Raw genomic sequence first — 26,059 nt, forward strand, 5'->3', positions numbered from 1 at the left:
TTCATGGGTGGCTCCGGCTGACAGCAGCTGGGCCGTATCGTCATGACCACTCCACCCGACGACCGGTCCTTCCGCCGCGAAATGGCCACGGCCTACCGCTCCGGCTGGCACTTCATCGACCTTGTCACCGCGATCCCCCATTCCGGTGACTCGCTGATGGTGACCGTCTTCGGAGAGCCGGTCGTCGTCACGCGCGACGAGGACGAGGACGTACGGGCGTACCGGTGTCTGCGGCGGCCTCGGGGGGCGCCGCAGCCCGTGCGATGTGCCATTCGGTACGGAATGATCTTTGTGAATCTCGACCAACGAGACCACCGGCTGGTGGAACCGGAAACCCCCGATGTTCGGACCATCTCAGCCACCCCCCGCAGTGCCTGACGCGAATCCCCCGTCGTAACAGTTCGCTCAGGTGCTTCCCCCCGCAGCGGCGTCACCGTGACCTGAACACGGTGACGCCGCTGCAGTTTTGCGGGACATTTCCGGGTATCGGCAGATTCGGCCGTCTCCGGGCGCTGGCCGAAAACAATCTTCGCGGTCGTGGCCGTCGCGGCCGTCATGCGAGGCCCATCGCCCGTGTCAGCTCGATCTCGATCACCACGCGGGACGGGTTCGGCCCGGGGGTGCGCCGGTAGCGCTCGGCGTACCGCCGCACCGCCTCCGCGATCCGCTCCGGCTCGGTCCGTACGACGGCCCGGCCCTCCAGCGTCGCCCAGCGGCGCCCGTCCACCTGGCACACCGCGACCCGGGCGCCCTCGGCTCCGGCGGCCAGCACGTTCAGCACCTTCGTGCTCGTCCTGTTCGCGATCACCCGAGCGAGCCCGGCGCCGGGATCGTATGTGACCCCGACGGGCACCACGTGCGGACTGCCGTCCGGGCGCGGGGTCGTCAGCGTGCACAGGTGCCGTTCCCGCCAGAAGTCGAGGTACGCGGCGTCGGGGGCGCCGGGGTCCTGCGAATAGGTCGCCATGGCTCCGGAACTTAGCCCCCAAGTCCTCCCGGCTCCTGCCTTGAGTGGAATAGACTCAACTTTGTGTACGCTGACCGAGTCAGCACTGGGAGAGACGTGGCCGACGGCTGACATCAGGAGGAGAACGCGACAGTGGACGCCGAGCTGACCAACCGGAGCCGGGACGCCCTCAGGGCGGCCGAGCAGCGGGCCCTGACCGACGGGCACGCCGACCTCACCCCGGCCCATCTGCTGCTGGCCCTGCTGCAGGGCCAGGACAACGAGAACATCACCGATCTGCTGGCCGCCGTCGACGCCGACCAGGCGGCCGTACGCGCCGGAGCGGAGAAGATCCTCGCCGGGCTGCCCAGCGTGACCGGCTCGACCGTCGCGCCCCCGCAGCCGAACCGCGAGCTGCTCGCCGTGATCGCGGACGCCGCCGAGCGTGCCAAGGATCTCGGCGACGAGTACCTCTCCACCGAGCACCTGCTCATCGGCATCGCCGCGAAGGGCGGCGCCGCCGGTGACGTACTGTCCGGGCAGGGGGCCGGTGCGAAGAAGCTGCAGGAGGCCTTCCAGCAGGCGAGGGGAGGACGCCGGGTGACCACAGCCGATCCGGAGGGCCAGTACAAGGCCCTGGAGAAGTTCGGCACGGACTTCACGGCCGCGGCGCGCGAGGGCCGGCTCGACCCGGTCATCGGCCGGGACCAGGAGATCCGCCGCGTCGTGCAGGTGCTGTCGCGCCGTACGAAGAACAATCCCGTCCTCATCGGCGAGCCCGGCGTGGGCAAGACCGCCGTCGTCGAGGGGCTCGCCCAGCGGATCGTCAAGGGCGACGTGCCGGAGTCCCTGAAGAACAAGCGGCTGGTCGCGCTGGACCTCGGCGCGATGGTCGCGGGCGCCAAGTACCGCGGTGAGTTCGAGGAGCGGCTGAAGACCGTCCTGGCCGAGATCAAGGACTCCGACGGCCAGATCATCACTTTCATCGACGAGCTGCACACCGTCGTGGGCGCGGGCGCCGGCGGGGACTCCGCCATGGACGCCGGCAACATGCTGAAGCCCATGCTGGCGCGCGGCGAGCTGCGCATGGTCGGCGCGACGACCCTCGACGAGTACCGCGAGCGGATCGAGAAGGACCCGGCGCTGGAGCGCCGCTTCCAGCAGGTGCTGGTGGCGGAGCCGACGGTCGAGGACACGATCGCGATCCTGCGCGGACTCAAGGGCCGCTACGAGGCCCACCACAAGGTCCAGATCGCTGACAGCGCGCTGGTCGCGTCGGCCACCCTCTCCGACCGCTACATCACCTCCCGCTTCCTGCCCGACAAGGCCATCGACCTCGTCGACGAGGCGGCCTCCCGCCTGCGCATGGAGATCGACTCGTCCCCCGTCGAGATCGACGAACTCCAGCGCGTCGTGGACCGGTTGAAGATGGAGGAGCTCGCCCTCGAGAAGGAGACCGACCCGGCCTCCCGCGAGCGCCTGGAGCGGCTGCGCCGCGACCTCGCCGACAAGGAGGAGGAGCTGCGGGGCCTGACCGCCCGCTGGGAGAAGGAGAAGCAGTCCCTCAACCGCGTCGGCGAGCTGAAGGAGAAGCTCGACGAGCTCCGCGGCACGGCCGAACGGGCCCAGCGCGACGGCGACTTCGACACCGCCTCCAAGCTCCTGTACGGCGAGATCCCCACCCTGGAACGGGACTTGGAGGCCGCCTCGGAAGCCGAGGAGGAGGTGTCCAGGGACACCATGGTCAAGGACGAGGTCGGCTCCGACGACATCGCGGACGTCGTCGCAGCCTGGACCGGCATCCCCGCCGGCCGCCTCCTGGAGGGCGAGACACAGAAACTCCTGCGCATGGAGGAGGAGTTGGGCCGTCGCCTGATCGGCCAGCAGGAGGCCGTGCAGGCGGTGTCCGACGCGGTACGGCGCACGCGTGCCGGCATCGCGGACCCGGACCGCCCGACCGGCTCGTTCCTCTTCCTGGGCCCGACGGGCGTGGGCAAGACCGAACTCGCAAAGGCACTGGCCGACTTCCTCTTCGACGACGAGCGGGCAATGGTCCGCATCGACATGAGCGAGTACGGCGAGAAGCACAGCGTCGCCCGCCTGGTGGGCGCACCCCCCGGCTACGTCGGCTACGAGGAGGGCGGCCAGCTCACCGAGGCGGTGCGCAGGCGCCCGTACAGCGTGGTGTTGCTGGACGAGGTCGAGAAGGCCCACCCCGAGGTCTTCGACGTCCTCCTCCAGGTACTGGACGACGGCCGCCTGACGGACGGTCAGGGCCGTACGGTCGACTTCCGCAACACGATCCTCGTGCTGACGTCGAACCTGGGCAGCCAGTTCCTGGTGGACCCGATGACCGGCGAGGAGGAGAAGAAGGAGCAGGTCCTGGAGGTGGTCCGGACATCCTTCAAGCCGGAGTTCCTCAACCGCCTCGACGACCTCGTGGTCTTCTCGGCCCTGTCGAAGGATGAGCTGACCCGCATCGCCCGCCTCCAGATCGACCGGCTGGCGAAGCGCCTCGCCGAGCGCCGCCTCACCCTGGAGGTCACCGACGAGGCCCTGGCCTGGCTCGCCGACGAGGGCAACGACCCGGCCTACGGCGCCCGCCCCCTGCGCCGCCTCGTCCAGACCGCCATCGGCGACCGCCTCGCCAAAGAGATCCTCTCCGGAGAGGTCAAGGACGGCGACACGGTCCGGGTGGACGCGTTCGGCGAGGGCCTGATCGTGGGACCGGCGACCGGTAAGACGCTCGGTAAGACCCTGTAGCGGAGGGTGCCGGGGTTGCCACCCCCCTCCCCGGATGAGGGAGGATGACGGCATCCGTACGAAGGGAAAATCACGGTGAGCATCGACCCGTCCTCGATTCCGAACTTCGGGGGCCAGCCCGAGCCGCAGCCCGGCGGACCGGCGGGCCCCGTCGTCCCGGATCAGGACCTCGTGAAGCAGCTCCTGGACCAGATGGAGCTCAAGTACGTCGTCGACGACGAGGGTGACCTCGCGGCGCCGTGGGAGCAGTTCCGTACGTACTTCATGTTCCGTGGCGAGGGCGACCAGCAGGTCTTCTCGGTGCGGACGTTCTACGACCGGCCCCACCAGATCGACGAGAAGCCGCAGCTGCTCGAGTCGATCGACGACTGGAACCGTCGGACCCTGTGGCCCAAGGTCTACAGCCACACCCACGACGACGGCACCGTCCGCCTGATCGGCGAGGCGCAGATGCTGATCGGCACCGGCGTCAGCCTGGAGCACTTCGTCTCCTCCACGGTCAGCTGGGTGCGCGCCGCCATCGAGTTCGACAAGTGGCTCATCGAACAGCTCGGCCTCGAGGAGGAGATCAACGAGGCGGACGAGAAGCCCGGGGACGACGAGGAGTAGTCCTCCCGCTACAGCGGTGTATGGGCGATCACGACCAGATACGCTCCGTAGCCGAAAGAGAGCCCGGCCAGGGCACCGACCACCACGGTCGCGTGCCACGGCCGGGCTCTCGCCGTGCGGACGAGGGCCCGGGCGAGGGGCAGCAGGAGGGGGAAGGCGGGGAGCAGGAAGCGGGGCTTCGACTCGAAGAAGCCGGACCCGCCGAGGGCGATCAGCAGCAGTACGCCGCTGTAGGCGAGGAGCGGGAGCGGGGCGCGGTCGGCGAGCAGCAGGGCGTACAGCACGACGCCCGCCGCCACGATCACCATCGTCATCGGGAAGACGAAACGGTCCCCGTGCAGCAGCAGGTGCCGCACGAACCGCAGCGAGCCCCGCCCGAAGTCGAACCGCGACCCCCACCGCCGCTGCACCGCGAAGTACCCGCCGAGCAGATTCCCCTGGCGGCGCCCGACCCACAGGATGTACGCCGCCCACCCGGCCGGCGCGAGCACGGCGCCCGTCCACAGCCTGTGGGAAACCTTCCCGCGCCGCCTGGCCACCTCGTACGCCGCTGCCGCGAGCACCGCCGCGGCGACTGCGAACCCGTTGGGCCGGGCCAGCCCCGCCAGCGCGGCCAGCGAGCCCGCCCACAGCCAGCGCCCGGCGAGCACGGCGTACAGCGACCAGGCGGCGAACGCGGTCAGTACGGGCTCGGTGTACGCCATGGACAGCACCACGGAGTGCGGCAGCAGCGCCCACAGGAGCACCAGCGCGAACCCGACGGCACGCCCGTGCAGCCGTGCGCCGACCGCGTAGATCCCGCAGGCGGCGACGGCGGCCGCGCCCCAGGACACCACCAGGCCCGCCGCACCCCCGCTCAGCGGACCGACCGCCTGCACGGCGCGCACCAGCGCCGGGTAGAGCGGGAAGAACGCCATGTCGCTGAACACGACCCCCGTGCGGAGGTTCTGGATGCGGCCGTACCCGTGGGCGGCGATCCCCAGGTACCACAGCGAGTCCCAGGACCGCCCGAGCAGCCCGAGCGGGTTCCGCCCGGTCGTCGCCCGGGCCACCAGGGCGAGTGCGGCGACACCGAGCAGCCGGACGGTGAGGAACAGGCCGAGCGCGGTGGCCATGGCTGCCGCCCACGACGCGTGGACACGGTCCTGGGCGCCGGGCTCCGCGACGGGGGGACTGGCGAGGGTACTGGCGGTGGTCACACCGGCACATTGCAGGGTGAACGGGGCATGCGCGAGCGCTGCGCGTCCGGCCGGGTACGGTTTCGCGGCGCTCGGCGTGGCGGCGTGACGGGCCTCGGATCAGCCCGCCAGCGCCTTGAGCCGCTTCACCGCCTCCTCCAGCACATCCGTCCGCTTGCAGAACGCGAACCGCACGAACGGTGCTCCCGCCTCCCGGTGGTCGTAGAACACGGCGTTCGGGATGGCGACGACCCCTGCCCGCTCCGGCAGGGCGCGGCAGAAGGCGAAGCCGTCGGTCTCGCCGAGGGGGCGGATGTCGGTGGTGATGAAGTAGGTGCCGGCCGTGTTGAAGACCTCGAAGCCCGCGTCCCTCAGGCCCGCCGCCAGCAGGTCCCGCTTGGCCAGCATGTCCTCGCGGAAGGCGGTGAAGTACGTGTCGGGGAGGGCGAGGGCCTCGGCGACGGCGTACTGGAACGGGCCCGACGACACATACGTCAGGAACTGCTTCGCCGAGCGGACCGCCGAGACCAGCGCGGGCTGCGCCGTCACCCAGCCCACTTTCCAGCCGGTGAAGGAGAAGGTCTTGCCCGCCGAGCCGATGGTGACCGTCCGGTCGCGCATGCCCGGGAAGGTGGCGAGGGGGAGGTGCTCGGCCTCGTCGAAGACCAGGTGCTCGTAGACCTCGTCCGTGACGACCAGCAGGTCGCGCTCCACCGCCAGCTCGGCGATCGCGGTCAGTTCCTCGCGGGTGAGGACCGTGCCGGTGGGGTTGTGCGGGGTGTTGATGAGCAGGAGGCGGGTGCGGTCCGTGACCGCCGCCCGCAGTTCGTCGAGGTCCAGACGGAAGCTGCCCTCGTGGGGGCGCAGAGTGACCGGCACGCGTGCTCCGCCCGCCATGGCGATGCAGGCCGCGTACGAGTCGTAGTACGGCTCGAAGGCGATCACCTCGTCGCCGGGTTCCAGCAGGGCGAGGAGGGTGGCGGCGATGGCCTCCGTGGCGCCGGCGGTGACCAGGACCTCGGTGTCGGGGTCGTACGACAGGCCGTAGCGGCGCTCCTGGTGTGCGGCGATCGCCGTGCGCAGCTCGGGGACGCCGGGGCCCGGCGGGTACTGGTTGCCGCGGCCGTCGCGCAGGGCGCGCACGGCGGCCTCGCGGACCTCCTCGGGGCCGTCCGTGTCCGGGAAGCCCTGGCCCAGATTGATGGAGCCTGTCCGCACGGCCAGGGCCGACATCTCGGCGAAGATCGTCGTCCCGAACTCGGCGAGGCGGCGGTTGAGGAGGGGGCGGGTGCTGGAGGTCATGCCGGTCATCCTGCGCCGAAGCTCTGGAGTTCCTCAACTCTGCTTTGGGGGGTGAGACAGCCGGGCATTCGCCGTTCACGCAAGAGTTCCAGCAACAGATCCAGCAAGAGTCCAGGCAAGAAGCGAGGCGCCCACGGGGGGTTGCTTCGGGGGAATCGAAAGGACGGTGGCGTTATGTTCACCGGCTTCATCGTGGCGGCGGCAGTGATCGTCTTCGTGGGGATCGTCGTGTCGGCAGCGGGCAAGGGCAAGGGCGGGTCGAGGTCGTACAGCGGCGGCCGCAGCAGCGGGAGCAGCAGCTGGTGGGCCGGCGGGGGAGACGGCGGCTCGTCGGGCGGGCACCACTCCGGGGGTCACCACTCGGGAGGGCACCACTCCTGCGGTGGCGGTCACTCCTCGTGTGGTGGTGGGTCCTCCTGCGGGGGCGGGTCGTCCTGCGGTGGCGGCGGTGGATGCGGGGGAGGCAGCTGACACGGGGCAGCTGAGCTCCTTGAGGGGGAACCGCATATCCCCCCGTCACACCCCTCGAGCACCCGCCGGAGCCCACGCCCCGGCGGGTGCTCGTACGCTCCGGCGTACGCCTGGGCCGCCGTGGCGTACGCCGTGGTTGAACAGTTGAGCAGTGGAGCCCTCTGAGGGATGGAAACCCCACGAAGTTGGGTAAAAACGCTGTGACGGCGCCACCGTTCATGATTCCCTCTGAAACACCGGTGCGGCCCTCGGACGTCCTGCTGAGACCTTCCTGACCTCCCTGACCTCCCGACTGGGCCGACCGGGCCGTCCGGGCCGATCCCCCGGTGTCGCCCGGGTGTGCCGGACCCCCACACCTTCCTCCTTAACTTTCTTTGCGTGCCAGCGGAGAGCCGACCCATGCTCACGACCCTGAACACCTCATACACCGACACGCGCGCGGCCGACCTCGCCTGGGCCCTCGGGCTTGAACCGCTTCCCGCCCTGGCCACGCTCGACCTCGAACTGGCCGGGGCGAAGCTGCAGTTGAGACTCCTCGGTGCGTCCCACCAGGTGCTCCTGGAGGAGCAGCGGGGCAGTTGTTCGGAGACGGTGGCCTGCATGCCGGGCAGCAGCACACCGCTGCCGCTGGGCGTCGCCAAGCGGATGGGCGACTGGGAGTACGAGTTCGCGGCCCGGGTGGAGGTCCTGTCACCGGGGTCGTTCGCGGGGCGCGCGCAGGAGTTGCTCGCGCTGGTCTCCGACCATCCGCACGGCCTGGCGGGCGTCTTCCCCGGCAGCCCGCACGCCTTCACCGCACTGCTGGCCCAGCGGCGCGGGGGCCAGGTCCACTGGCGGACCTGGCACGCGTACCCGCAGGACGGGCAGTTGGTGGCGACGCGGACGCGGGTCGGAGCCCGGGTTCCGGCGTCGCAGGTCAGTCCGCTGGGCGCCTGACCCGAACACACGGCCTCAAACACGCGGTGACGAACTGTCCGACAGTTCCACACGTGTGGGTGACGAAGCGTGAAGTTGCAGTGACGTAACGTCGCAGTCGTGATCGAACCGCACGCGCCGGCACCACCCGGTTCCCCGCCCCCCTGGGCGGGCCCGGCGCGGCTGCCCGTCCAGCCGAGCACCGGACGGTTCCTGGTGCTCGCATGCGTCTTCGTCTGCGCGGCCTGCGGACTCGTGTACGAACTCGAACTCGTCGCCCTGGCCTCGTACTTGATCGGCGACTCGGTCACCCAGGCCTCGGTCGTCCTGTCGGTGATGGTGTTCGCCATGGGCATCGGCTCGCTCGGCGCGAAGCGCCTGCGCTGGCATGCCGCGGCCGGCTTCGGTGCGATCGAGGCGACGCTCGCGCTGGTCGGCGGCTGCAGCGCGATGGCCCTGTACGCCGTGTTCGCGTGGACCGGCGACTGGGGTGGCCTGTGGGCGAGCGGCCCGCGCTGGCTGCTGGTCGCCTTCTCCCTCACCATCGGCCTGCTGATCGGCGCCGAAGTCCCCCTGCTGATGGAGCTGATCCAGCGCATCCGGCGCCAGGACCCGGGCGGCGCGGTGGCCGACCTGTTCGCCGCGGACTACGTCGGCGCACTCGTCGGCGGCCTCGCCTTCCCCTTCCTGCTCCTGCCCCTCCTGGGCCAGTTGACCGGCGCGCTGATCACCGGCGCGGTCAACGCGGTCGCGGGCGGCACCCTCGTCCTCGGCCTGTTCCGCCGCGACCTCACCCGCCGTGCACGCTGGCTGCTGCTGGTCGCCAACCTCGCCGTGCTCGGCGTCCTCGCGGCGGCGGCCGTCCTGGTCGACGACTTCGAGCAGGCGGCCCGGCACGCGGTGTACGGCCACGACGTACGCGTGGCGCTGCAGACCGGCACCCAGGAGGTCGTCCTCACCGGCGGCACCGGCGGCCGCCCCCTCGACCTCTTCCTCGACGGCCGTCTCAGGGTCGGCGGCCGCGACGAACTCCGTTACCACGAAGCCCTGGTGCACCCCGCGATGAACGGCCCGCACGCGCGCGTGCTGATCCTCGGCGGCGGCGACGGCCTGGCCGCCCGCGAAGTCCTGCGCCACGCGGGCGTGCGGCGCGTGGACGTCGTCGAACTCGACGCGGGAGTCGTCCGGTTGGCCCGCCGCGACCCCGGTCTGTCGAAGCTCAACGGCCACGCCTACGACGACCCACGCGTGCGCGTGACGACGGCCGACGCCTTCCGCTGGCTGCGCACGGCGCCCACCTCGACGTACGACGTGGTGATCTCGGACCTCCCCGACCCGGGCATCACGGCCAGTACGAAGCTGTACTCCCAGGAGTTCTACGGCCTCGCCCGGCGGGCCCTCGCGCCCGGTGGCCGCCTGGTGGTGCACGCCGGCCCGTTCGCCACCCGCCCGCGCGTGTTCTGGACGGTTGTCGCGACCCTGCGCGCCGCCGGTCTGCACACCGCCCCCTACCGGGTGGGCGGCCGGGACTCCGGCTTCGCCGCCGGCCCCGACCGCACGGCCGACGCGTCCCGCGCCCCGCGCGACTGGGGGTTCGTCCTGACATGCGCGGACACCCGCCCCCGCCTCCGCCTGGACCCGCACGAGCCGCACCCGCGCACCCTCACCCAGCCGGCCCTGACGGCCGACGGCGCGGCCGCGACGGCCGCGCGCATCACGGGCCTGCCCGCGTCGACGCTGGTGCACCCCCGCTACTGAAGGCGGTCCTTCCATCACGGGCAGGGCGAATGGCTCGACCGCGAGAGTCGGCCAACAACCCTGGTTGATCTCGCCAGGAACGGTAGGCTCGGCCGACATGGAGCATGAGGTGTTCGTTCCGGTTGTGGCCCGGCGGCTGAGGGAGGCCCTCGCCGACTCCGCGCAGGTGGCCCGGGCGGTTCCCGGGCTCCAGCAGGACGCGGGCGCCGAGCCCGTCACCGGACGGCTGAAGATGCGCGTCGGCAGCCACTCCGTCACCTACCGCGGCACCGTCCGTATCACTTTGCAGGACGACGGTTCGTACGCCGCCGAGGGCGATGCCACCGAGACCCGCGGCACCGGCTCGGTCAAGCTCGCCCTCACCCTCCGCGTCGAGGAGGCCGACGGCGGCTGCAGGCTGACCTTCGAGGGCGCGGCCTCCGCGGACGGCCGCCTCACGGAACTGCCGCCCGAGCAGGTCGCGTCGGCCGCGTCCCGCCTGCTGAGCCGCTTCGCGGAGAACCTGGTCGCGGGGGCGCAGGAGCAGCCTGCGCAGCCCGAGGCCCCTGAGGAACCCGAGGAGCCCGAGCCCCTCGTCACCCAGGAGTTCGAGCCCAAGGCGACCAGCGACTTCGAAACGACCCCGGACGCCGACGACGCGCCCGCCCCCGCCGCCGAGCCCGTGGAGCACACCTCGGTCTACGACACCGAGGTCCCCCCGCCGTCCCTGGACCCGCTCGCCGAGAGCGCCGACGACACGGACGAGGGCGAACCCCCCGCCGAAGCGGCGCACGCCCGCCGCACGATGATCGGCCGCAGCGCGGAGGAGGTCGACCACGCCCCGCCCCGCGGCCGCTACGCCCCGGTCCCCGCCCCGCAGACGGTCTCCGCCGGCTCCTCCCTGCGCTGGGCGGCCCCGGCGGCGGCCCTCGTGGTCGCGTCGGCGATCGTCGTGGGCCGGCTGCTGCGCAGGCGCCACTGACGGGGGTCTTGATCGCCCCAGTAGGGTCGTCCCGTGAGTAACGAAGACATCACGCTGACCGCGGGCGACGCGGAGGTGACCGTGCAGCCGGGCAACGGCGGCCGGGTCGGAGGACTGCGCGTCGGCGGCACGGAACTGCTGCGGCAGGGCGACCGCTTCGGCTGCTTCCCGATGGTCCCCTGGTGCGGCCGGATCCGGGACGGCCGCTTCCGGGACGGCGCGGCCGTCCACCAGATGCCGCTCAACTCCCCGCCGCACGCCATCCACGGCACCGTCCGCGACGGCGCCTGGCGCGCCGCGCGAGTGAACGCCGACGAGGCCGTCCTCACGTACGACCTGGTCGAGCCGTGGCCCTTTGCGGGCCGCGTCACGCAGCAGTTCGCCCTCACGCCGGACGCCCTGACCCTGACGATGTCCGTGGAGACGATCGACTCCTCCTTCCCGGCCCAGATCGGCTGGCATCCCTGGTTCAACCGCAACCTCGGCGGCAAGGACGTACAGCTCGCCTTCACCCCCGCCTGGCAGGAGGAGCGCGGCGACGACCACCTCCCCACCGGCAACCGCGTCGACCCCGGCCCCGGCCCCTGGGACGACTGCTTCGGCATGCCCGGCGGCGTCGACGTCACCCTCACCTGGCCCGGTCAGCTGGAGCTGAAGGTGGCCAGCCGCGAGGAGTGGGTCGTCGTCTACGACGAGCAGGAGGCCGCGGTGTGCGTGGAACCGCAGACCGGCCCGCCCGACGGCCTGAACACCCTGCCCCGCCTGGTCACCCCGCTGGAGCCGCTCGAAGCCTCGACCACGTGGACTTGGCACCGCCTTTAAGCTGGGCGGCATGACGGACGTACGTGGCGAGCTGCTGCAGCAGATCAAGGACAAGGCCGTGGTGCACGGCAAGGTGACCCTCTCCTCGGGGCTGGAGGCCGACTACTACGTCGACCTGCGCCGCATCACCCTCGACGGAGAGGCCGCCCCCCTGGTCGGGCAGGTGCTCCTTGACCTGACCGCCGACCTCGACTTCGACGCGGTGGGCGGTCTGACCATGGGTGCCGACCCGGTCGCGGCGGCCATCCTGCACGCGGCCGCCGCCCGCGGGAAGCGCGTCGACGCCTTCGTCGTGCGCAAGGCGGCCAAGGCGCACGGGCTGCAGCGCCGCGTCGAGGGTCCGGACATCGCGGGCCGCCGGGTGCTGGTCGTCGAGGACACCTCCACCACCGGCGGCTCCCCGCTGACCGCCGTCGAGGCGGTGCGCGAGGCGGGCGCCGAGGTGGTCGCCGTGGCGACCATCGTGGACCGCGCCACCGGTGCCGCCGAGAAGATCCAGGAGGGCGCGGGAGTGCCGTACCTCTTCGCCTACTCCAAGGACGACCTCGCCCTCGACTGACGCCTCGACCGAGCTACTCCCGGGTACCTCGACGGCGTTGTCCACAAGCCGGACACGGCGGGCAAAGCATCCGGCCAAGTCTGGAAAGATGGCATCGACGACGACGTCAGCCCCCAAGGTCTAGGTCAGGGCCGTAGTACGCAGCACGCCAACCCGCACATACCAAGGAGCGGACAGATGCCCATCGCAACTCCCGAGGTCTACAACGAGATGCTGGACCGGGCGAAGGCAGGCAAGTTCGCCTACCCGGCGATCAACGTGACCTCGACCCAGACCCTGCACGCGGCCCTGCGCGGTTTCGCGGAGGCGGAGAGCGACGGCATCATCCAGATCTCGACGGGTGGAGCCGAGTTCCTGGGCGGTCAGTACAGCAAGGAGATGGTGACCGGCGCGGTCGCGCTGGCCGAGTTCGCGCACATCGTGGCCGAGAAGTACCCGGTCACGGTCGCCCTGCACACGGACCACTGCCCCAAGGACAAGCTCGACGGGTACGTACGTCCGCTGCTCGCGATCTCCGAGGAGCGCGTGAAGGCCGGCGGCAACCCGCTCTTCCAGTCGCACATGTGGGACGGCTCCGCGGAGACCCTCGCCGACAACCTGGCCATCGCCCAGGAGCTGCTCGAGCGCGCCCGCGCCGCGAAGATCATCCTCGAGGTCGAGATCACCCCGACCGGCGGCGAGGAGGACGGCGTCTCCCACGAGATCAACGACTCCCTGTACACGACGGTCGACGACGCGATCCGCACCGTCGAGGCCCTGGGCCTGGGCGAGAAGGGCCGCTACCTGCTGGCCGCGTCCTTCGGCAACGTGCACGGCGTCTACAAGCCGGGCAACGTCGTCCTCCGTCCCGAGCTGCTGAAGGAGCTCAACGAGGGCGTCGCCGCCAAGTACGGCAAGGCCTCCCCGTTCGACTTCGTCTTCCACGGCGGCTCCGGCTCCACCGAGCAGGAGATCGCCACCGCGCTGGACAACGGCGTCGTGAAGATGAACCTCGACACGGACACCCAGTACGCCTTCACCCGCCCGGTCGCCGACCACATGTTCCGCAACTACGACGGCGTCCTGAAGGTCGACGGCGAGGTCGGCTCCAAGAAGACCTACGACCCGCGCACCTGGGGCAAGCTGGCCGAGGCGTCCATGGCCAAGCGCGTGACCGAGGCCTGTGCCAACCTGCGCTCCTCGGGCACGAAGATCAAGTAACCCGCCTGCGGTCTTCCGCCTGCGGTCTTTGGCCTGCCGTCTTTTGGCGAGCCCGGTGCTACGGCACCGGGCTCGCTGTATACCTGGGGCATGCCCGACGTCCGGATCGCCACCCCGCAGGGCAAGTGGATCCTGCTGACCACCGTGCTCGGCTCCAGCATGGCCATGCTGGACTCGACCGTCGTCAATGTCGCCCTGCCGCGCATCGGCCGCGACCTGGACGCGAACCTCGCCGCCCTCCAGTGGACGGTCAACGCGTACATGCTCACGCTGGCCGGACTGATCCTCCTCGGCGGCTCCCTCGGCGACCGTTACGGCCGCCGCAAGATCTTCGTGATCGGTGTCGTGTGGTTCGCGTCGGCCTCCCTGCTGTGCGGGCTGGCGCCCACCGCCGGCGTGCTCGTCGCCGCCCGCGCCCTGCAGGGGGTCGGCGGCGCGCTCCTCACACCCGGTTCCCTCGCCCTGATCCAGGCGTCCTTCCATCCCGACGACCGGGGCCGGGCCGTGGGCCTGTGGTCCGGGTTCGGCGGGATCGGCGCGGCCGTCGGCCCGTTCCTGGGCGGCTGGCTGGTGGACGGCCCCGGCTGGCGCTGGGTCTTCCTCCTCAACGTCCCGCTGGCCCTGCTGTGCGCGCCCATCGCCGTACGCCACGTCCCCGAGTCGATGGACGAGCGCGCCCACGGCCGCTTCGACGTCCTCGGCGCGGCCCTCGGCGCCCTGGCGCTCGCCCTCATCACGTACGCACTGATCGAGGCCCGCCAGGGCTCCCTGGTCGTCGTGGTCACGGCGGTCGCCGGTGTGGCGGCGGCCATCGCCTTCGTCTACGTCGAGAAGCGGCGTCCGGACCCGATGATGCCGCTGGACATCTTCGCGTCCCGCCAGTTCACGGCCGTCAACCTGGTCACCCTGTGCGTGTACGCGGCGCTGGGCGGCTTCTTCTTCCTCACCGCCGTCCAGCTCCAGGTCGCCGTCGGCTGGTCGCCGCTCGCCGCAGGTACGGCCCTGCTGCCGACGACCGCCCTGATGCTGCTGTTCTCGGCGCGCTCGGGCGCCCTCGCCGACCGTATCGGCCCGCGCATCCCGCTCACGGTCGGCCCGCTGGTCTGCGCGGCCGGGATGCTGCTCATGCTGCGGGTCGGCCCGGGCGCCTCGTACGTCGCCGACGTGCTGCCCGCCGTGCTGGTCCTCGGCCTCGGCCTGGTCACCCTGGTGGCACCCCTGACGGCCACCGTCCTCGCCTCCGTGGACACCGCGCGGGCGGGCCTGGCCAGCGGCATCAACAACGCGGCGGCCCGCGCGGCCGGCCTGATCGCCGTGGCAGCACTGCCGCTGCTCGCCGGGATGGGCCCGGACGCATACCTCTCCCCGACCGCCTTCGACGACGCCTTCCACCGGGCGATGCTGTGGTGCGCGGGTTCCCTGCTGGTCGGCTCGGGCATCGCGTTCGCGACCGTACGGCCACTGCGGCCGGGCTGCCGCCGCCCGGAGTGCCGTAGGCACGGGTCGGTCATGGCACCGCCGCTGGAGGGGGAGCGGGCGCGGAAGCGGATCGCGTAGGGTCTTTCAGCCCGTCCGGCGTTTGAGGACGAGGCCGTTCAGGCCGACAGCGGGGGCCTGGGGGCGGCAGCCCCCAGCAGGGGCGACACTGGTGAACATGTCGATTCACGAAAACCTCCTCGGGGGCCCGCCCCCGACCCACCTCCCCGACGACCCCGCGCCCCGCGAGCTCCTGGCGAACGGCACCGCGCCCGCGGACGTCGCCGCCAAGTACCCGACGTCCTCGCTGGCCTGGGCCCAGCTGGCCGACGACGCGTTCGAGCGGGGCAGCGTCGTGGAGTCGTACGCCTATGCCCGCACGGGCTACCACCGCGGCCTGGACGCCCTGCGCCGCAGCGGCTGGAAGGGCCACGGCCCGGTGCCCTGGGAGCACGAGCCGAACCGCGGCTTCCTGCGCGCCCTGCACGCCCTCGCCCGCGCCGCCGGATCCATCGGCGAGCAGGAGGAGTACGAGCGCTGCACCCAGTTCCTGAAGGACTCCTCACCCACGGCGGCCCAGACGCTCGGCTAGAGCCTGTCCGTCGTACGGGCCCGCCTGCGTGAGTGTGACCAGGCGGGCCTTGCGTTCCGGGCGGACCATCGAAGAGGATGCCCGGCGGGGACCGGGGCCCCCGTGTCGGTAACGGCAGGGGCGGACCGCTACCCGGAGCAACAACAGGAGACAGCGATGTCCCACCAGGCTCAGCCCCATGAGGCTTCGGAGCCCGAGACCCCGCATCTCGACTTCGCAGGTACGACGCCGTACGAGGACTACGTCAAGGCGGACGTGCTCACCCACCTCCAGCACACCCTCTCCGACGACCCCGGAGAGATGGTCTTCCTGGTCACGACCCAGGTGATGGAGCTGTGGTTCACGGTGATCGTCCACGAGTGGGAGACCGCGGCCCACGCGCTCCGCTCGGACGACATCCCCACGGCGGTCGCCGCGCTGAAGCGTTCCGTACGGGAGCTGGAGGCGCTGAACGCCTCCTGGAAGCCGCTCGGCCAGCTGACCCCGGCCCAGTTCAACGCCTACCGGAGCGCGCTGGGCGAGGGCTCCGGCTTCCAGTCGGCGATGTACCGCCGGATGGAGTTCCTGCTCGGTGAGAAGTCCGCGTCCATGCTGGTGCCGCACCGCGGCGCGACCCGCGTCCACGCCGAACTGGAGAAGGCCCTTGCGGAGCCGAGCCTCTACGACGAGGTGCTGCGGCTGATGGCGCGGCGCGGCTGTGCGATCCCCGGGTCCGTGCTGCGCCGCGACGTCTCGCGCCGGTACGAGCCCTCGGAGGCCGTCGAGGCCGCCTGGACCGCGATCTACGCGGGCGACGAGAACGCCGAACTCGCCCGCCTCGGCGAGGCGTTGACCGACGTCGCCGAACTGGTGTGGCGCTGGCGCAACGACCACCTGGTCGCCACCCGCCGCGCGATGGGCGCCAAGCCCGGCACGGGCGGCTCGGCGGGCGTCGCCTGGCTGGAGAAGCGCGCGCAGAAGAACGTCTTCCCCGAGCTGTGGACGGCGAGGTCCCATGTCTGAGCATGAACTGACCGTGCGCGCAGGGAAGTTGGACGCCTCCGACGAACTGGCCGGACTGCGCAAGCAGTTTGTCCTCGACGAGGCGGTCTACCTGGACGGGAACTCCCTCGGCGCCCTGCCGGCGGCGGTCCCGGGGCGGGTGGACGACGTCGTACGGCGTCAGTGGGGCGAGCTGCGCATCCGGTCCTGGGACGAGAGCGGCTGGTGGACGGCGCCCGAGCGGATCGGCGACCGGATCGCACCGCTGGTCGGGGCGGCGGCGGGCCAGATCGTCGTTGGCGACTCGACAAGTGTCAATGTTTTCAAGGCACTTGTCGCCGCCGTGCGGATGGCGGGGGAGGGCCGGGACGAGATCCTGGTCGACGCCACGACCTTCCCCACCGACGGCTACATCGCCGAGTCGGCCGCCCGGATGACGGGGTGCGCATTGCGGCCGCTGGCTCCGGCGGACGTGCCCGGCGCGCTGTCCGCCCGTACGGCTGCCGTCCTGCTGAACCACGTCGACTACCGCACGGGCCGCCTGCACGACCTGCCTTCGCTGACCGCCGCCGTACACGCGGCGGGCGCGATCATGGTCTGGGACCTGTGCCACAGCGCGGGCGCGCTGCCGGTCGGGCTGGACGAGCACGGCGTCGACCTGGCGGTCGGCTGCACGTACAAGTACCTGAACGGCGGCCCCGGTTCACCGGCATACCTGTACGTCCGCCAAGACGTGCAGGACCGCTTCGACTCCCCCCTCCCCGGCTGGAACTCCCACGCGGAGCCCTTCGGGATGCGGTCCGAGTACGAACCGGCGTCCGGTGCCCTGCGCGGCCGGGTCGGCACGCCGGACATCCTCTCCATGCTCGCCCTGGAGGCGGCACTCGAGGTCTGGGACGGGGTCTCGATCGAGGCGGTGCGGGCCAAGTCCCTGGCGCTGACGGACTTCTTCCTGGAGTGCGTGTCGGCGTACGTCCCGCAGGGGCGGGTGGAGCCGCTGACCCCACTGGCCCATGAGGAGCGCGGCAGCCAGGTAGCGCTGCGCTGCGACGACGCCGGGGACGTGATGAAGCGGCTGATCGAGCGGGGGGTGGTCGGGGACTTCCGGCACCCGGACGTCCTGCGCTTCGGTTTCACGCCGCTGTACGTCGGGTTCGCGGACGTGGAGCGGGCGGCCCGGGTGCTGGGGGAGACGCTCGCGGTCAGCTGAGCACGCGGTTGACGAGCCCACCGATGCCGTTGACGGCGGCGAGCACGGCGTTGACGCCGCCGGCTCCCGCCGTCAGGGCGGTCAGGAGGCTGCCCACCAGGACGCGGTTGGGGCGCGGGCTCTGCAGCTGGCTGCGCAACTCCCCGGTGACCGCGCGCAGTTCGTCGGCATCAGGGAGCCGGTCGGCGTACTGGGTCAGCAACTGCTGCAATTCGTCGATACGCCGGTGGAGTTCGTTCGACTCCCTGGACCCGCCGATGGAGACGTTCCCCTCTGCCCGGGCGCCGTGGCCCATGGCGAGGTTGCCCTGGTTGTTGACGTCACCGACCCGGAAACCGCGGTCCTCGCTCATGTCCTGCCTCCCCGTTGTGGCGGCCCGCCCGCCCGGGCGCCGTGGCCCGCGGCGAGGTTGCCGTGGTTGTTGATGTTCCCGGCCCGGAAGCTCTGGTCCCGGTTGTCGTTGTAGTTGTTGATGTTCTGCTGGAACCGCAGGAAGTTCTCCGAGTCGATCCCCTTGGACTCCAGGAAGTCGCCGATCGTGTTCATCAGGTGCTGTTCGGTCGTGCGGACGATCCGGCTCGCGTCCTGGTCGACGAAGTGATGGCCGAACTCCTCACCGCACGCCAGCTCCCGGACGCTGCGCTCGGCGCCGTAGTCGAAGACGTACTTCCCCCGGATCGTCCGCCGCTGCCGCCCCCGGTACGCGGACGCGGCCAGCGCCGCCGAAACCCGGCGCAGCACGCCCCTGGGCGACCACAGCAGCGCGGACGGTACCCGGAACAGTGCCACCGCCAGGGCCCGCAGCGCCGCGCCGACGGCAGTGCGGCGGGGCAGATGGTCGACGGCGTAGTACTCGTTCCGCATCGGCACCAGCGCGTGCGCCGACCACTCCAGGTACAGGGTGCCCTCGACCTGCACCGCTCGCATGTACATGGTGAGCACCAACTGGCCGCTCCACGCGGGAACTTCGATGCTCACGTACGACCGCCTGGTGGCGCTCAGCCCGTCCGGCATGCCGCGCATGAGCGGGACGGAGATCCGGGTCACCGGTGGGTGCAGTGGGTCCGGCAGCAGGTTCTGGTCCCGGGCCACGTTCTGGCCGTCGACGAACAGCCGTTCCTCGACGCGCAGATTGGCCAGTCCCATCCGCCGGGCTGCGGTGACGAGGACCTCGTAGAGTTCACCGTTGGTGAAGCGCTGCGGGCTGCGGCGGCCGCCCCCGTCCGGCAGGAGCATGCCGCGGCGGATGTCGATGGGTGAGTCCCACTGCTCGACGATGTAGCCGCTGCCCGCGAACGGCCAGTAGTGGGAGCAGACGATCACGTTCCCGGCCGGCCGCAGCTTCACCGCCGCCAGTCGCTCCCGGGCCCGTCCGCCCAGCGCGTCCGGTGCCTGGGCCGGGTCGAACCGCCCGTGGGTCATCTTCCGGCGCAGCACGCGGTGTTCGGTCACCCAGGAGTCGAGCGCGAGGACGAACCAGGCCGCGACCAGCAGGAGACCGGCGAGCACGGCGTACCGGTGCCACCAGTCCCCGACGGCGCCGGACGCGAGATCCTCCTTGTGGCCGAGTGCGCCCAGGCCGAGCGTCGCCAGGACGGCCGACAGAACGCACAGCAGGGCCAGGTCGCGGGCCAGGCGACGCCTGCGTGCGGACAGCGCCCAGCGGGTCACCACACCCAGGTCCGCGCCGAAGACCGGCGCCAGCGCCCGATAAGGCTCGTCGACCACCTGCCGTACGACCAGGTCGGCGAAGCCGGGGTCGAGTTGGGTCGCCGCCGTGAGATAGCGGGTCGTGGCCGAGCGGGCGTCGTCCTCGACCGGGGGCGGCGGCGCGTGTCTCGGGGGTGCGTCCGGCAGGGGCGGGACGGGCGGGTCGGTGTGGGACGTGCGCCGGTTGCGGTAGGCGTGCAGATGCGTGACGTCGGTGACGGTGTCGGAACCCGCGGGGCCCGGCGGCGGCTGGTGGAACGTCAGCTCCAGTGATCCGAACCGCAGCCGGTCCCCGTCCTTCAGCAGCACCGGTCTGCCCGGCTCCAGCGGCCGCCCGTTGCGCAGCACCCCATTGCTGGAGTTGAGGTCGTTCAGCCACACCCCGTCGCTGCCCTGCCGTAGTTCGGCATGGCGTTTGCTGACGTCCGGCGAGGTCAGCCGGATGTCCCCGAGCCGGCCCACGATGTGCGCGGGCCGCGTCAGCGGCCAGCGGGTGCCCGCGAGATGAGCCGGATGCGCGACGATCAGGCAGGGGGAAACTCCCCCGTTCCCGGCCGGCGCCGTGGTCCCCGACATGGGGCCCCCTTCCCCCGTATCCCCCGTCCGCGGTCCGGCGCTGTCTGCGAACACGTCGCCGAAGCCCGGATTCCGCGGTATTGCGCCCATGCTCCCTACGCGCCCCCGTGAGCGGCAATTCGTCATTTTTGAGGGTGGCGGCAGGACGTGTTCCGTGCTGGGACGACCTCACGGACACGCGCGGTAGGCCCTCGGAGGCGTACGGTGCGCAACGAACGAGCAGAACCGTTTGACCCTCACCGAGCGTGACATCCCCGTGTCGACGCACGTCACCGGCCTGGTACCGTCCCCGCCAACGGCCGGTTTCCCTCCCTGGTCCGCCAAACATCAATACCGTTACGTCGCTGAGAGGTTGGAGCATGCCGGACGACGACGCCGCAGCAGCCCGGGCCGCCGAAGAAGAGGAGTCGGCGTTCTCGCACCCGGCGGTCGATCCCGACTCCACCGCCGCGTACGGTGACCACCCCGACCAGCTGATCGACTTCTACGCCCCGCGCACCGAGCCGGTCCCCAGAGGTCCCGCCCCACTGGTCGTCGTCCTGCACGGGGGCGCGTGGCGGGCGCCGTACGACCGGCGGCACATCTCGCCGTTCGCGGACTTCCTGGCCCAGCGGGGCTTCGCGGTGGCCAGTGTCGAGTACCGGCGGGGGAGCGCGATCCCGGCCCAGGGCGGCAGCGCTGTCGCGGGCCGGTGGCCGGAGACCTTCGACGACGTCGCGGCCGCCCTGGACGCGCTGCCCGCACTCGTACGCGAAGCCCTTCCGCAGGCCGACCCGCGCCGCATGGTGATCACCGGGCACTCGGCCGGCGGCCACCTCGCCCTGTGGGTCGCGGCCCGCCATCTGCTGCCCGCCGACGCCCCCTGGCGCATCGCCCGTCCCGCGCCCCTGCGCGGTGTCGTCGCCCTGGCCCCGATCGCCGACTTCGAGGTCGCCGACAAACTGGACGTGTGCGCGGGCGCCGCACGCCAACTGCTCGGCGGCGAAGAGAAGTTCGCCGAACGCCGCCCGTACGCCGACCCGTCCCTCCTGCTCCCCACCGGCATTGCGACCACCCTGGTCCAGGGCCGCACGGACCTCGTCGTCCCGCAGGCGGTCGCCGAGTCGTACGCCGACGCCGCGGCGAAGTCCGGCGAGGTCGTGGGCCTCACGCTCCTGGAGGACGTCGGCCACTTCCCACTGATCGACCCGGCGGCGGACGCGTGCGCGGTGGTGGCGGAGGAGATCGCCCAACTGGCGTGGTGACGCGACTGTGGGCGGACCCCCTTCATACCCGTAGTACCTGAGAGCTACGCCCCAGGACAGCTCCCTGGCGTGACGCGGACGACACGTCACCGTCCGTAACTTCCCTATCAGACAAGCCCGATGGCCGGGCGGACTGAAGGGAAGACGACCATGGGGCTCAAGACGGGGGAGCGGCTGGACCTGCGTAGCCTGCGGGCATTCGTGCCGCCTAGGGCGGCACGGGTGGGCGCAGGCGGCACCCGGCCAGCGCCGGCAAGCGAAACCCCGCCACCCAAGCCCAAGCGCCGCCGCACCCACAAATGGCGCCGAGCCACCCTCGCAGCCCTCATCACCGGCGCGGTGGTCCTCCCTCTCTCGGGTGCCGCGCAACCTGAGATCCCCGCTCCAGCCCCGGCATCCCTCGCGCCGCTGACGGCATCAACCCTGGACGCGGCCTACAAAGCCAACCGCACCAACGCCGCGGCAGCCTCCCGCATGGCCTCCGCCCACGGCGACAACAAACGCGCCGCAGCGGACCACGCCATGGCCGCCCCCTCCCGCCAGTTCCTCCACTTCGACGGCCGCGGCGCAGGCCAGGCCACCGAGGTCTTCGGCAACCTCGCCCACGCAGACCACATCGCAGTCCTGGTCCCGGGCTCCGACACATCCATCGACACCTACGACCGCTTCCGCGCGGGCGCTCTCGCCCTGCAGGACCGCCTCACCCGACAGGCCCCGCAGGGCACCCGCACCGCCGTAGTGGCCTGGCTCGGCTACAAGACCCCCGGCACGATCAGCACCACGGTCCTCACCACAGACCGCGCCGACCAGGCAGCCCCGCACCTGCGCGAGTTCATCGGCGAACTGCGCCACATAGCGGGCCGCAAGGCGAACATCTCCCTCCTCTGCCACTCCTACGGCACGGTCGTCGGCGCCCGCGCCGCCGCCGGCCTGGACGTGCAGGACATCGCCCTCGTCGGCAGCCCCGGCACCGGCGCGGACTCGGCAGCGGCCCTGCACACACGGGCCCGCGTCTGGGCGGCGCGCGGCGCCGACGACTGGATCGAGGAGGTCCCGCACGTGAGGGCGGACCTGTTCGGAGCGACCGTCGGCTTCGGCACCGACCCCGTGTCACCGGCCTTCGGCGCCCATGTCTTCGCGGCGGGCCCCGGCGGCCACAGCGACTACTTCAGGCCGGGCTCGGTCTCCCTGGCCAACCTCACCCGGATCGTGCTCGGCGAGTCAAAGGAGGTGACCCGTGCGTGAGTTGAAGCAGGGTGCGCGAACTCCGCTGCGGTTCCGGAGCGCCCTGAAGGGGCGCGGGGCTGTGTCGATGTGCGGCTCCGCCGCGATGGGGGTCCCCCCGCTCGAGCGAAGTCGAGAGTGGGGGAGCGACCAGCCACGATGGCGCCGCAGACGATCGACGGCAGATCGCGGCACATCCCGCGGAGCGCTTCGCGTGCGCCGCGCGTGGGACGGCATACGACAGGGCGCCGACCGTATCGACGCCGCCACCCCCGCGGACCGCGACCGGGCCGTGGACGCCCTGCGCGCCTTCGCGATCCTCGGCGTGGTCCTGGGCCACTGGCTGGTCACGGCCCTGGTGGCGGACGGCGGCACCCTGCACGCCTCGAGCCCCCTCCAGCACATGCCGTGGCTGGCCCCGATCTCCTGGGCCTTCCAGACTCTGGCCGTGTTCTTCCTGGTGGGCGGCCATGTGGCGACCCGCAGCTATGCGGCGGCCCGGGCCAAGGGCACGCCGTACCGGCAGTGGCTGACGGCTCGTCTGTCGAGGCTGTTCAAACCGGTGGCCGCCGTACTGGCCCTGTGGACGATCGCCGCGGCCGCCCTGCTCCTGTCGGGCGCGGAGTTCGAAACGATCCGCACGCTGGTCAAACTCGCCCTCTCCCCCCTCTGGTTCCTGCTGGTCTTCGCGGCCCTGACGGCGGCGACCCCGCTCCTCACCCGACTCAACCCCCTGTGGCCGCTGGCCGTCGTCCTCCACGTGGACCTTCTCCGTTTCGGCCTCGGCGCCCCGCAGAGCCTCGGCTGGGTGAACCTGGCGGCGGGCTGGCTGGTGCCGTACACCCTGGGCGCGGCCTGGACTCGCGGCGAACTGGACCGCCCCCGCGCGGGCTGGATCCTGCTCACCGGAGGCACGGCGGCGACGGCCGTGCTGGTCGCCTTCGCGCACTACCCGGCCTCGATGGTCGGCGTTCCGGGGCAGACGATCTCGAACCTCAACCCGCCGACCCTGGCCGCGGTCACCTTCGGCCTGGCCCAGTGCGGCCTCGCCCTGCTCCTGCGCGACCGGCTGCGCCGCACGCTGCGGCGCCCCCTGGCCTGGGCCGCGGTGGCCTTCGTGAACCTCTCCGCGATGACGATCTTCCTCTGGCACCAGACGGCGATGATGGCGACGACGGCCACGGGCCTCCTGGCGGGACACCTGCCCGGCCTGCACACCTCACCCGACGACCTGGGCTGGGTGGCGTTCCGCCTGGCCTGGCTCCCCGTCTTCGCGCTGGCCCTCACGGTCTGCTGGACGGCCTTCCACTCCTACGAACGCCGGGGCCCGCGTCGCAGAAGTACCGGCCCCTCCCGGGTGATCCGAGCCCACCGCGGCCGGGACCGGACGCGAGCGGGGATCGCCCATCGTGCCTAGGGTTGGCCGCGTGACGGAAACGGGGATGCAGCGGATGCTCGGCGGCCGCCTACTGCGCTGGCTGCGGGTGCTCCGCGACGACCTGTGGACGGTCCGTGCGGACCCGTTGCCCGCCTTCGGGCGGCTGCGCCGGGTCCCGCACGGTGTGCTGTGCATTGCCGCGCTCGGGATCATGCTCGGCGGCATCGCGCAGCTCACGGACAACGGACATCTGGGCTTCGTCTACGCCTTCCTGATCGGGCTCGCGCAGGGCGGCGCGGTGGTTGTGGCGCTGTGGCGGCCGATCCCCGCCTGGTGGCTGTCGACGACGGCCTCCGTCGTGGGGGCCGTCGCCGTGCACTTCCAGCTGGGCGCCCGTGCGACGCGCGAATTCACATGGCCCTGGACCGCGGCCGGGATCATCGCGAACCTCCTTGTGCTGCTGCTGCTCGCGTTGCGCGTGCGTACCCGCGTGTCCGTGGAGGCACTGGTCGGGACGGTGCTGGTCACCCTTGTCCTGCAGGGCGTGTGGGAGGTGCCGCACCAGCAGTCCGCCGTCCGGCAGCAGTCGACCGGCCCGCTCGCGATCGCCCTGTCCGCCGTCGTCGTCCTGCTCGGCATCGCGCTGCGCAGCCGCCGCGAGGCACGTGCGGAGGTCGGACGGCTGACCACGCTCACCGCGGAGGAGCGGGCGCGGCGCACCCTGCTGGAGGAGCGCAACCGCATCGCGCGCGAGCTGCACGACGTGGTCGCCCACCACATGTCCGTCATCTCCATCCAGGCCCAGGTCGCCCCGCACCTCGTCCAGGACCCGCCCGAGGAGCTCAAGGAGAACCTCGAGGGCATCCGGCACAACGCGCTGGAGGCACTGACCGAACTGCGCCGGGTGCTGGGCGTGCTGCGCTCGGAGGACCCCGGCTCGCGGGACGCCCTCGACGGCGCCGGCAACGGCCCGCACAGCCCCCAGCCCACCCTGGACCGGCTCGACGCGCTCGTCGAGAACACCAGGGCCGCCGGTCTGACCGTGACCACGCAGACGGTCGGCGAGCGGCGCCCGCTGCCGTCGGGCGTGGAGCTGTCGGCGTACCGGATCGTGCAGGAGGCGCTCAGCAACGTACTGCGCCACGCACCCGGCGCGAGCGCGAGCGTCGAAGTCGCCTACGTCCCCTACGGACTGCGTGTGGAGGTCGTCAACTCGCGTCCGCTGCACAAGGCTCCGTCGTCGCCGGGCGCGGGACACGGTCTGCTGGGCATGCGGGAGCGGGCGGCGATGCTCGGCGGCGACCTGTCCGCACACCCCCGGCCGAACGGCGGCTACCAGGTCTCCGCCTTCCTGCCGGTCGACCCGCGCGCCGCCGGCCCGGACCTCCCCGATGCCCCTGACCTCGCCACCGACGCCATCAACGCCACCGACCCGAAGGACGACACCGCATGACGAGCAGCAGCAACAGCCCCATCCGCGTAGTGATCGCCGACGACCAGCAGATGGTCCGGCAGGGCTTCACCGTGCTGCTCAACACCAAGCCGGACATCGAGGTGATCGGCCAGGCGGTCGACGGGCTGGACGCCGTCGCCAAGGTCGCCGAACTCGCCCCGGACGTGGTCCTCATGGACATTCGCATGCCCGAGCTCGGCGGCATCGAGGCCACCCGCCGCATCACCGACAAGACACCGCACATCAGGGTGCTGGTGCTCACCACCTTCGACCTCGACGAGTACGTGTACGAGGCGCTGCGCGCGGGCGCGTCCGGGTTCCTCCTGAAGGACGCTTCGGCGGACCAACTGGCCGAGGCGGTAAGGGTGGTGGCGGCCGGCGACGCGCTGCTCGCGCCCGGCATCACCCGACGCCTGATCGCCCAGTTCTCCCGCCTGGACGACAGGCCCCGGGCCCCGCTCAAGGAACGCGTCGGCGACCTGACCGAGCGCGAGACGGAGGTCCTCGCACTGATCGCGCAGGGCCTGTCGAACGCGGAGATCGCCCAGCGTCTGGTCGTCGCCGAGCAGACCGTGAAGACCCACGTGGGCCGCATCCTGGTGAAGCTGGGCCTCAGGGACCGCACACAGGCGGCCGTGTTCGCGTACGAGTCGGGGCTGGTGCGGCCGTCCGGCTACTGACCCGAGGACGCCGGGCGCCGGGATCCGCCCGGTACCCGTAGTACCTGAGGG

The 26,059-nt window shown here is 71.7% G+C and carries 23 protein-coding genes; 18 read left to right on the plus strand and 5 right to left on the minus strand.

Annotated features, from left to right (window positions below; all coding sequences use genetic code 11):
* Window positions 1-42 precede the first annotated feature (42 nt).
* Window positions 43-378, plus strand: a complete 336-nt coding sequence (locus ACFY10_RS29925) for a hypothetical protein (RefSeq protein ID WP_016437222.1) — start codon at window positions 43-45, stop codon at window positions 376-378.
* Between the two features lie 175 nt (window positions 379-553).
* Here the strand turns inward: ACFY10_RS29925 and ACFY10_RS29930 are convergent, their stop codons facing one another.
* The gene (locus ACFY10_RS29930) at window positions 554-967 is read right to left on the minus strand and encodes a pyridoxamine 5'-phosphate oxidase family protein (protein WP_390668313.1); all 414 of its coding nucleotides are present in this window, start codon (window positions 965-967) and stop codon (window positions 554-556) included.
* Window positions 968-1,099: 132 nt separating this feature from the next.
* On the opposite strand from ACFY10_RS29930, the gene clpB reads away from it, so the two are divergent.
* Window positions 1,100-3,709 carry an ATP-dependent chaperone ClpB gene (gene clpB / locus ACFY10_RS29935; protein WP_390668314.1) on the plus strand — a complete coding sequence of 870 codons (2,610 nt, stop codon included), beginning with the start codon at window positions 1,100-1,102 and terminating at the stop codon, window positions 3,707-3,709.
* A gap of 75 nt (window positions 3,710-3,784) precedes the next feature.
* Entirely contained in the window at window positions 3,785-4,318 is a 534-nt protein-coding gene (locus tag ACFY10_RS29940) for a YbjN domain-containing protein (RefSeq protein ID WP_390668315.1), read from the plus strand.
* Between the two features lie 8 nt (window positions 4,319-4,326).
* Here the strand turns inward: ACFY10_RS29940 and ACFY10_RS29945 are convergent, their stop codons facing one another.
* Together ACFY10_RS29945 and ACFY10_RS29950 are read right to left on the minus strand one after the other, a co-directional pair.
* Window positions 4,327-5,517 (minus strand): hypothetical protein, encoded by a 1,191-nt coding sequence (locus ACFY10_RS29945; RefSeq protein ID WP_390668316.1) that lies wholly within the window; start codon window positions 5,515-5,517, stop codon window positions 4,327-4,329.
* Between the two features lie 99 nt (window positions 5,518-5,616).
* The gene (locus tag ACFY10_RS29950; RefSeq protein WP_390668317.1) at window positions 5,617-6,807 is read right to left on the minus strand and encodes a pyridoxal phosphate-dependent aminotransferase; all 1,191 of its coding nucleotides are present in this window, start codon (window positions 6,805-6,807) and stop codon (window positions 5,617-5,619) included.
* 861 nt (window positions 6,808-7,668) lie between these two features.
* Between ACFY10_RS29950 and ACFY10_RS29955 the strand changes: the two genes are divergently transcribed.
* From ACFY10_RS29955 to kynU, 10 genes are all read left to right on the plus strand, one after another.
* Window positions 7,669-8,205, plus strand: a complete 537-nt coding sequence (locus tag ACFY10_RS29955; protein WP_390668318.1) for a DUF2617 family protein — start codon at window positions 7,669-7,671, stop codon at window positions 8,203-8,205.
* 99 nt (window positions 8,206-8,304) lie between these two features.
* Window positions 8,305-9,942, plus strand: a complete 1,638-nt coding sequence (locus tag ACFY10_RS29960) for a polyamine aminopropyltransferase (RefSeq protein WP_390668319.1) — start codon at window positions 8,305-8,307, stop codon at window positions 9,940-9,942.
* A 97-nt stretch (window positions 9,943-10,039) separates the two neighbouring features.
* Window positions 10,040-10,903 (plus strand): SRPBCC domain-containing protein, encoded by an 864-nt coding sequence (locus ACFY10_RS29965; RefSeq protein WP_390668320.1) that lies wholly within the window; start codon window positions 10,040-10,042, stop codon window positions 10,901-10,903.
* A 33-nt stretch (window positions 10,904-10,936) separates the two neighbouring features.
* Window positions 10,937-11,725 carry an aldose 1-epimerase gene (locus ACFY10_RS29970; RefSeq protein ID WP_390668321.1) on the plus strand — a complete coding sequence of 263 codons (789 nt, stop codon included), beginning with the start codon at window positions 10,937-10,939 and terminating at the stop codon, window positions 11,723-11,725.
* A gap of 10 nt (window positions 11,726-11,735) precedes the next feature.
* Complete coding sequence (gene pyrE / locus ACFY10_RS29975; RefSeq protein ID WP_390668322.1) at window positions 11,736-12,284, plus strand: orotate phosphoribosyltransferase; 549 nt, start codon at window positions 11,736-11,738, stop codon at window positions 12,282-12,284.
* Between the two features lie 177 nt (window positions 12,285-12,461).
* Complete coding sequence (gene fbaA / locus ACFY10_RS29980; RefSeq protein ID WP_275778211.1) at window positions 12,462-13,484, plus strand: class II fructose-bisphosphate aldolase; 1,023 nt, start codon at window positions 12,462-12,464, stop codon at window positions 13,482-13,484.
* 90 nt (window positions 13,485-13,574) lie between these two features.
* Window positions 13,575-15,041, plus strand: a complete 1,467-nt coding sequence (locus tag ACFY10_RS29985; protein ID WP_390668323.1) for an MFS transporter — start codon at window positions 13,575-13,577, stop codon at window positions 15,039-15,041.
* 97 nt (window positions 15,042-15,138) lie between these two features.
* Window positions 15,139-15,552 (plus strand): DUF3151 domain-containing protein, encoded by a 414-nt coding sequence (locus ACFY10_RS29990; protein WP_030942162.1) that lies wholly within the window; start codon window positions 15,139-15,141, stop codon window positions 15,550-15,552.
* Window positions 15,553-15,708: 156 nt separating this feature from the next.
* Window positions 15,709-16,554, plus strand: a complete 846-nt coding sequence (locus ACFY10_RS29995; RefSeq protein ID WP_390668324.1) for a tryptophan 2,3-dioxygenase family protein — start codon at window positions 15,709-15,711, stop codon at window positions 16,552-16,554.
* On the plus strand, window positions 16,547-17,743 hold the full coding sequence (gene kynU, locus ACFY10_RS30000; RefSeq protein WP_390668325.1) for a kynureninase: 1,197 nt from the start codon (window positions 16,547-16,549) through the stop codon (window positions 17,741-17,743). The genes ACFY10_RS29995 and kynU overlap by 8 nt, the downstream gene beginning before the upstream one ends.
* On the opposite strand, the gene ACFY10_RS30005 is transcribed toward kynU, so the two are convergent.
* Entirely contained in the window at window positions 17,736-18,095 is a 360-nt protein-coding gene (locus ACFY10_RS30005; protein ID WP_390668326.1) for a hypothetical protein, read from the minus strand. The genes kynU and ACFY10_RS30005 overlap by 8 nt on opposite strands.
* On the minus strand, window positions 18,092-20,029 hold the full coding sequence (locus ACFY10_RS30010; protein WP_390668327.1) for an FHA domain-containing protein: 1,938 nt from the start codon (window positions 20,027-20,029) through the stop codon (window positions 18,092-18,094). Before ACFY10_RS30010 ends, ACFY10_RS30005 begins: the two co-directional genes overlap by 4 nt.
* A gap of 359 nt (window positions 20,030-20,388) precedes the next feature.
* On the opposite strand from ACFY10_RS30010, the gene ACFY10_RS30015 reads away from it, so the two are divergent.
* The 5 genes from ACFY10_RS30015 to ACFY10_RS30035 all read left to right on the plus strand — a co-directional run bounded on the left by ACFY10_RS30015 (window position 20,389) and on the right by ACFY10_RS30035 (window position 26,008).
* On the plus strand, window positions 20,389-21,273 hold the full coding sequence (locus ACFY10_RS30015) for an alpha/beta hydrolase family protein (RefSeq protein WP_390668328.1): 885 nt from the start codon (window positions 20,389-20,391) through the stop codon (window positions 21,271-21,273).
* A gap of 150 nt (window positions 21,274-21,423) precedes the next feature.
* On the plus strand, window positions 21,424-22,518 hold the full coding sequence (locus ACFY10_RS30020; protein WP_390668329.1) for an alpha/beta hydrolase: 1,095 nt from the start codon (window positions 21,424-21,426) through the stop codon (window positions 22,516-22,518).
* 214 nt (window positions 22,519-22,732) lie between these two features.
* Entirely contained in the window at window positions 22,733-23,914 is a 1,182-nt protein-coding gene (locus ACFY10_RS30025; protein ID WP_390668649.1) for an acyltransferase, read from the plus strand.
* Between the two features lie 25 nt (window positions 23,915-23,939).
* Window positions 23,940-25,328, plus strand: a complete 1,389-nt coding sequence (locus ACFY10_RS30030; protein ID WP_390668650.1) for a sensor histidine kinase — start codon at window positions 23,940-23,942, stop codon at window positions 25,326-25,328.
* A complete protein-coding gene (locus ACFY10_RS30035; protein ID WP_390668330.1) occupies window positions 25,325-26,008 on the plus strand; it encodes a response regulator in 684 nt (227 codons plus the stop codon). Before ACFY10_RS30030 ends, ACFY10_RS30035 begins: the two co-directional genes overlap by 4 nt.
* The last annotated feature ends 51 nt before the right edge of the window (window positions 26,009-26,059 follow it).

Origin of the sequence: Streptomyces sp. NPDC001401 (assembly GCF_042895385.1) — a bacterium.
Taxonomy (GTDB): domain Bacteria; phylum Actinomycetota; class Actinomycetes; order Streptomycetales; family Streptomycetaceae; genus Streptomyces.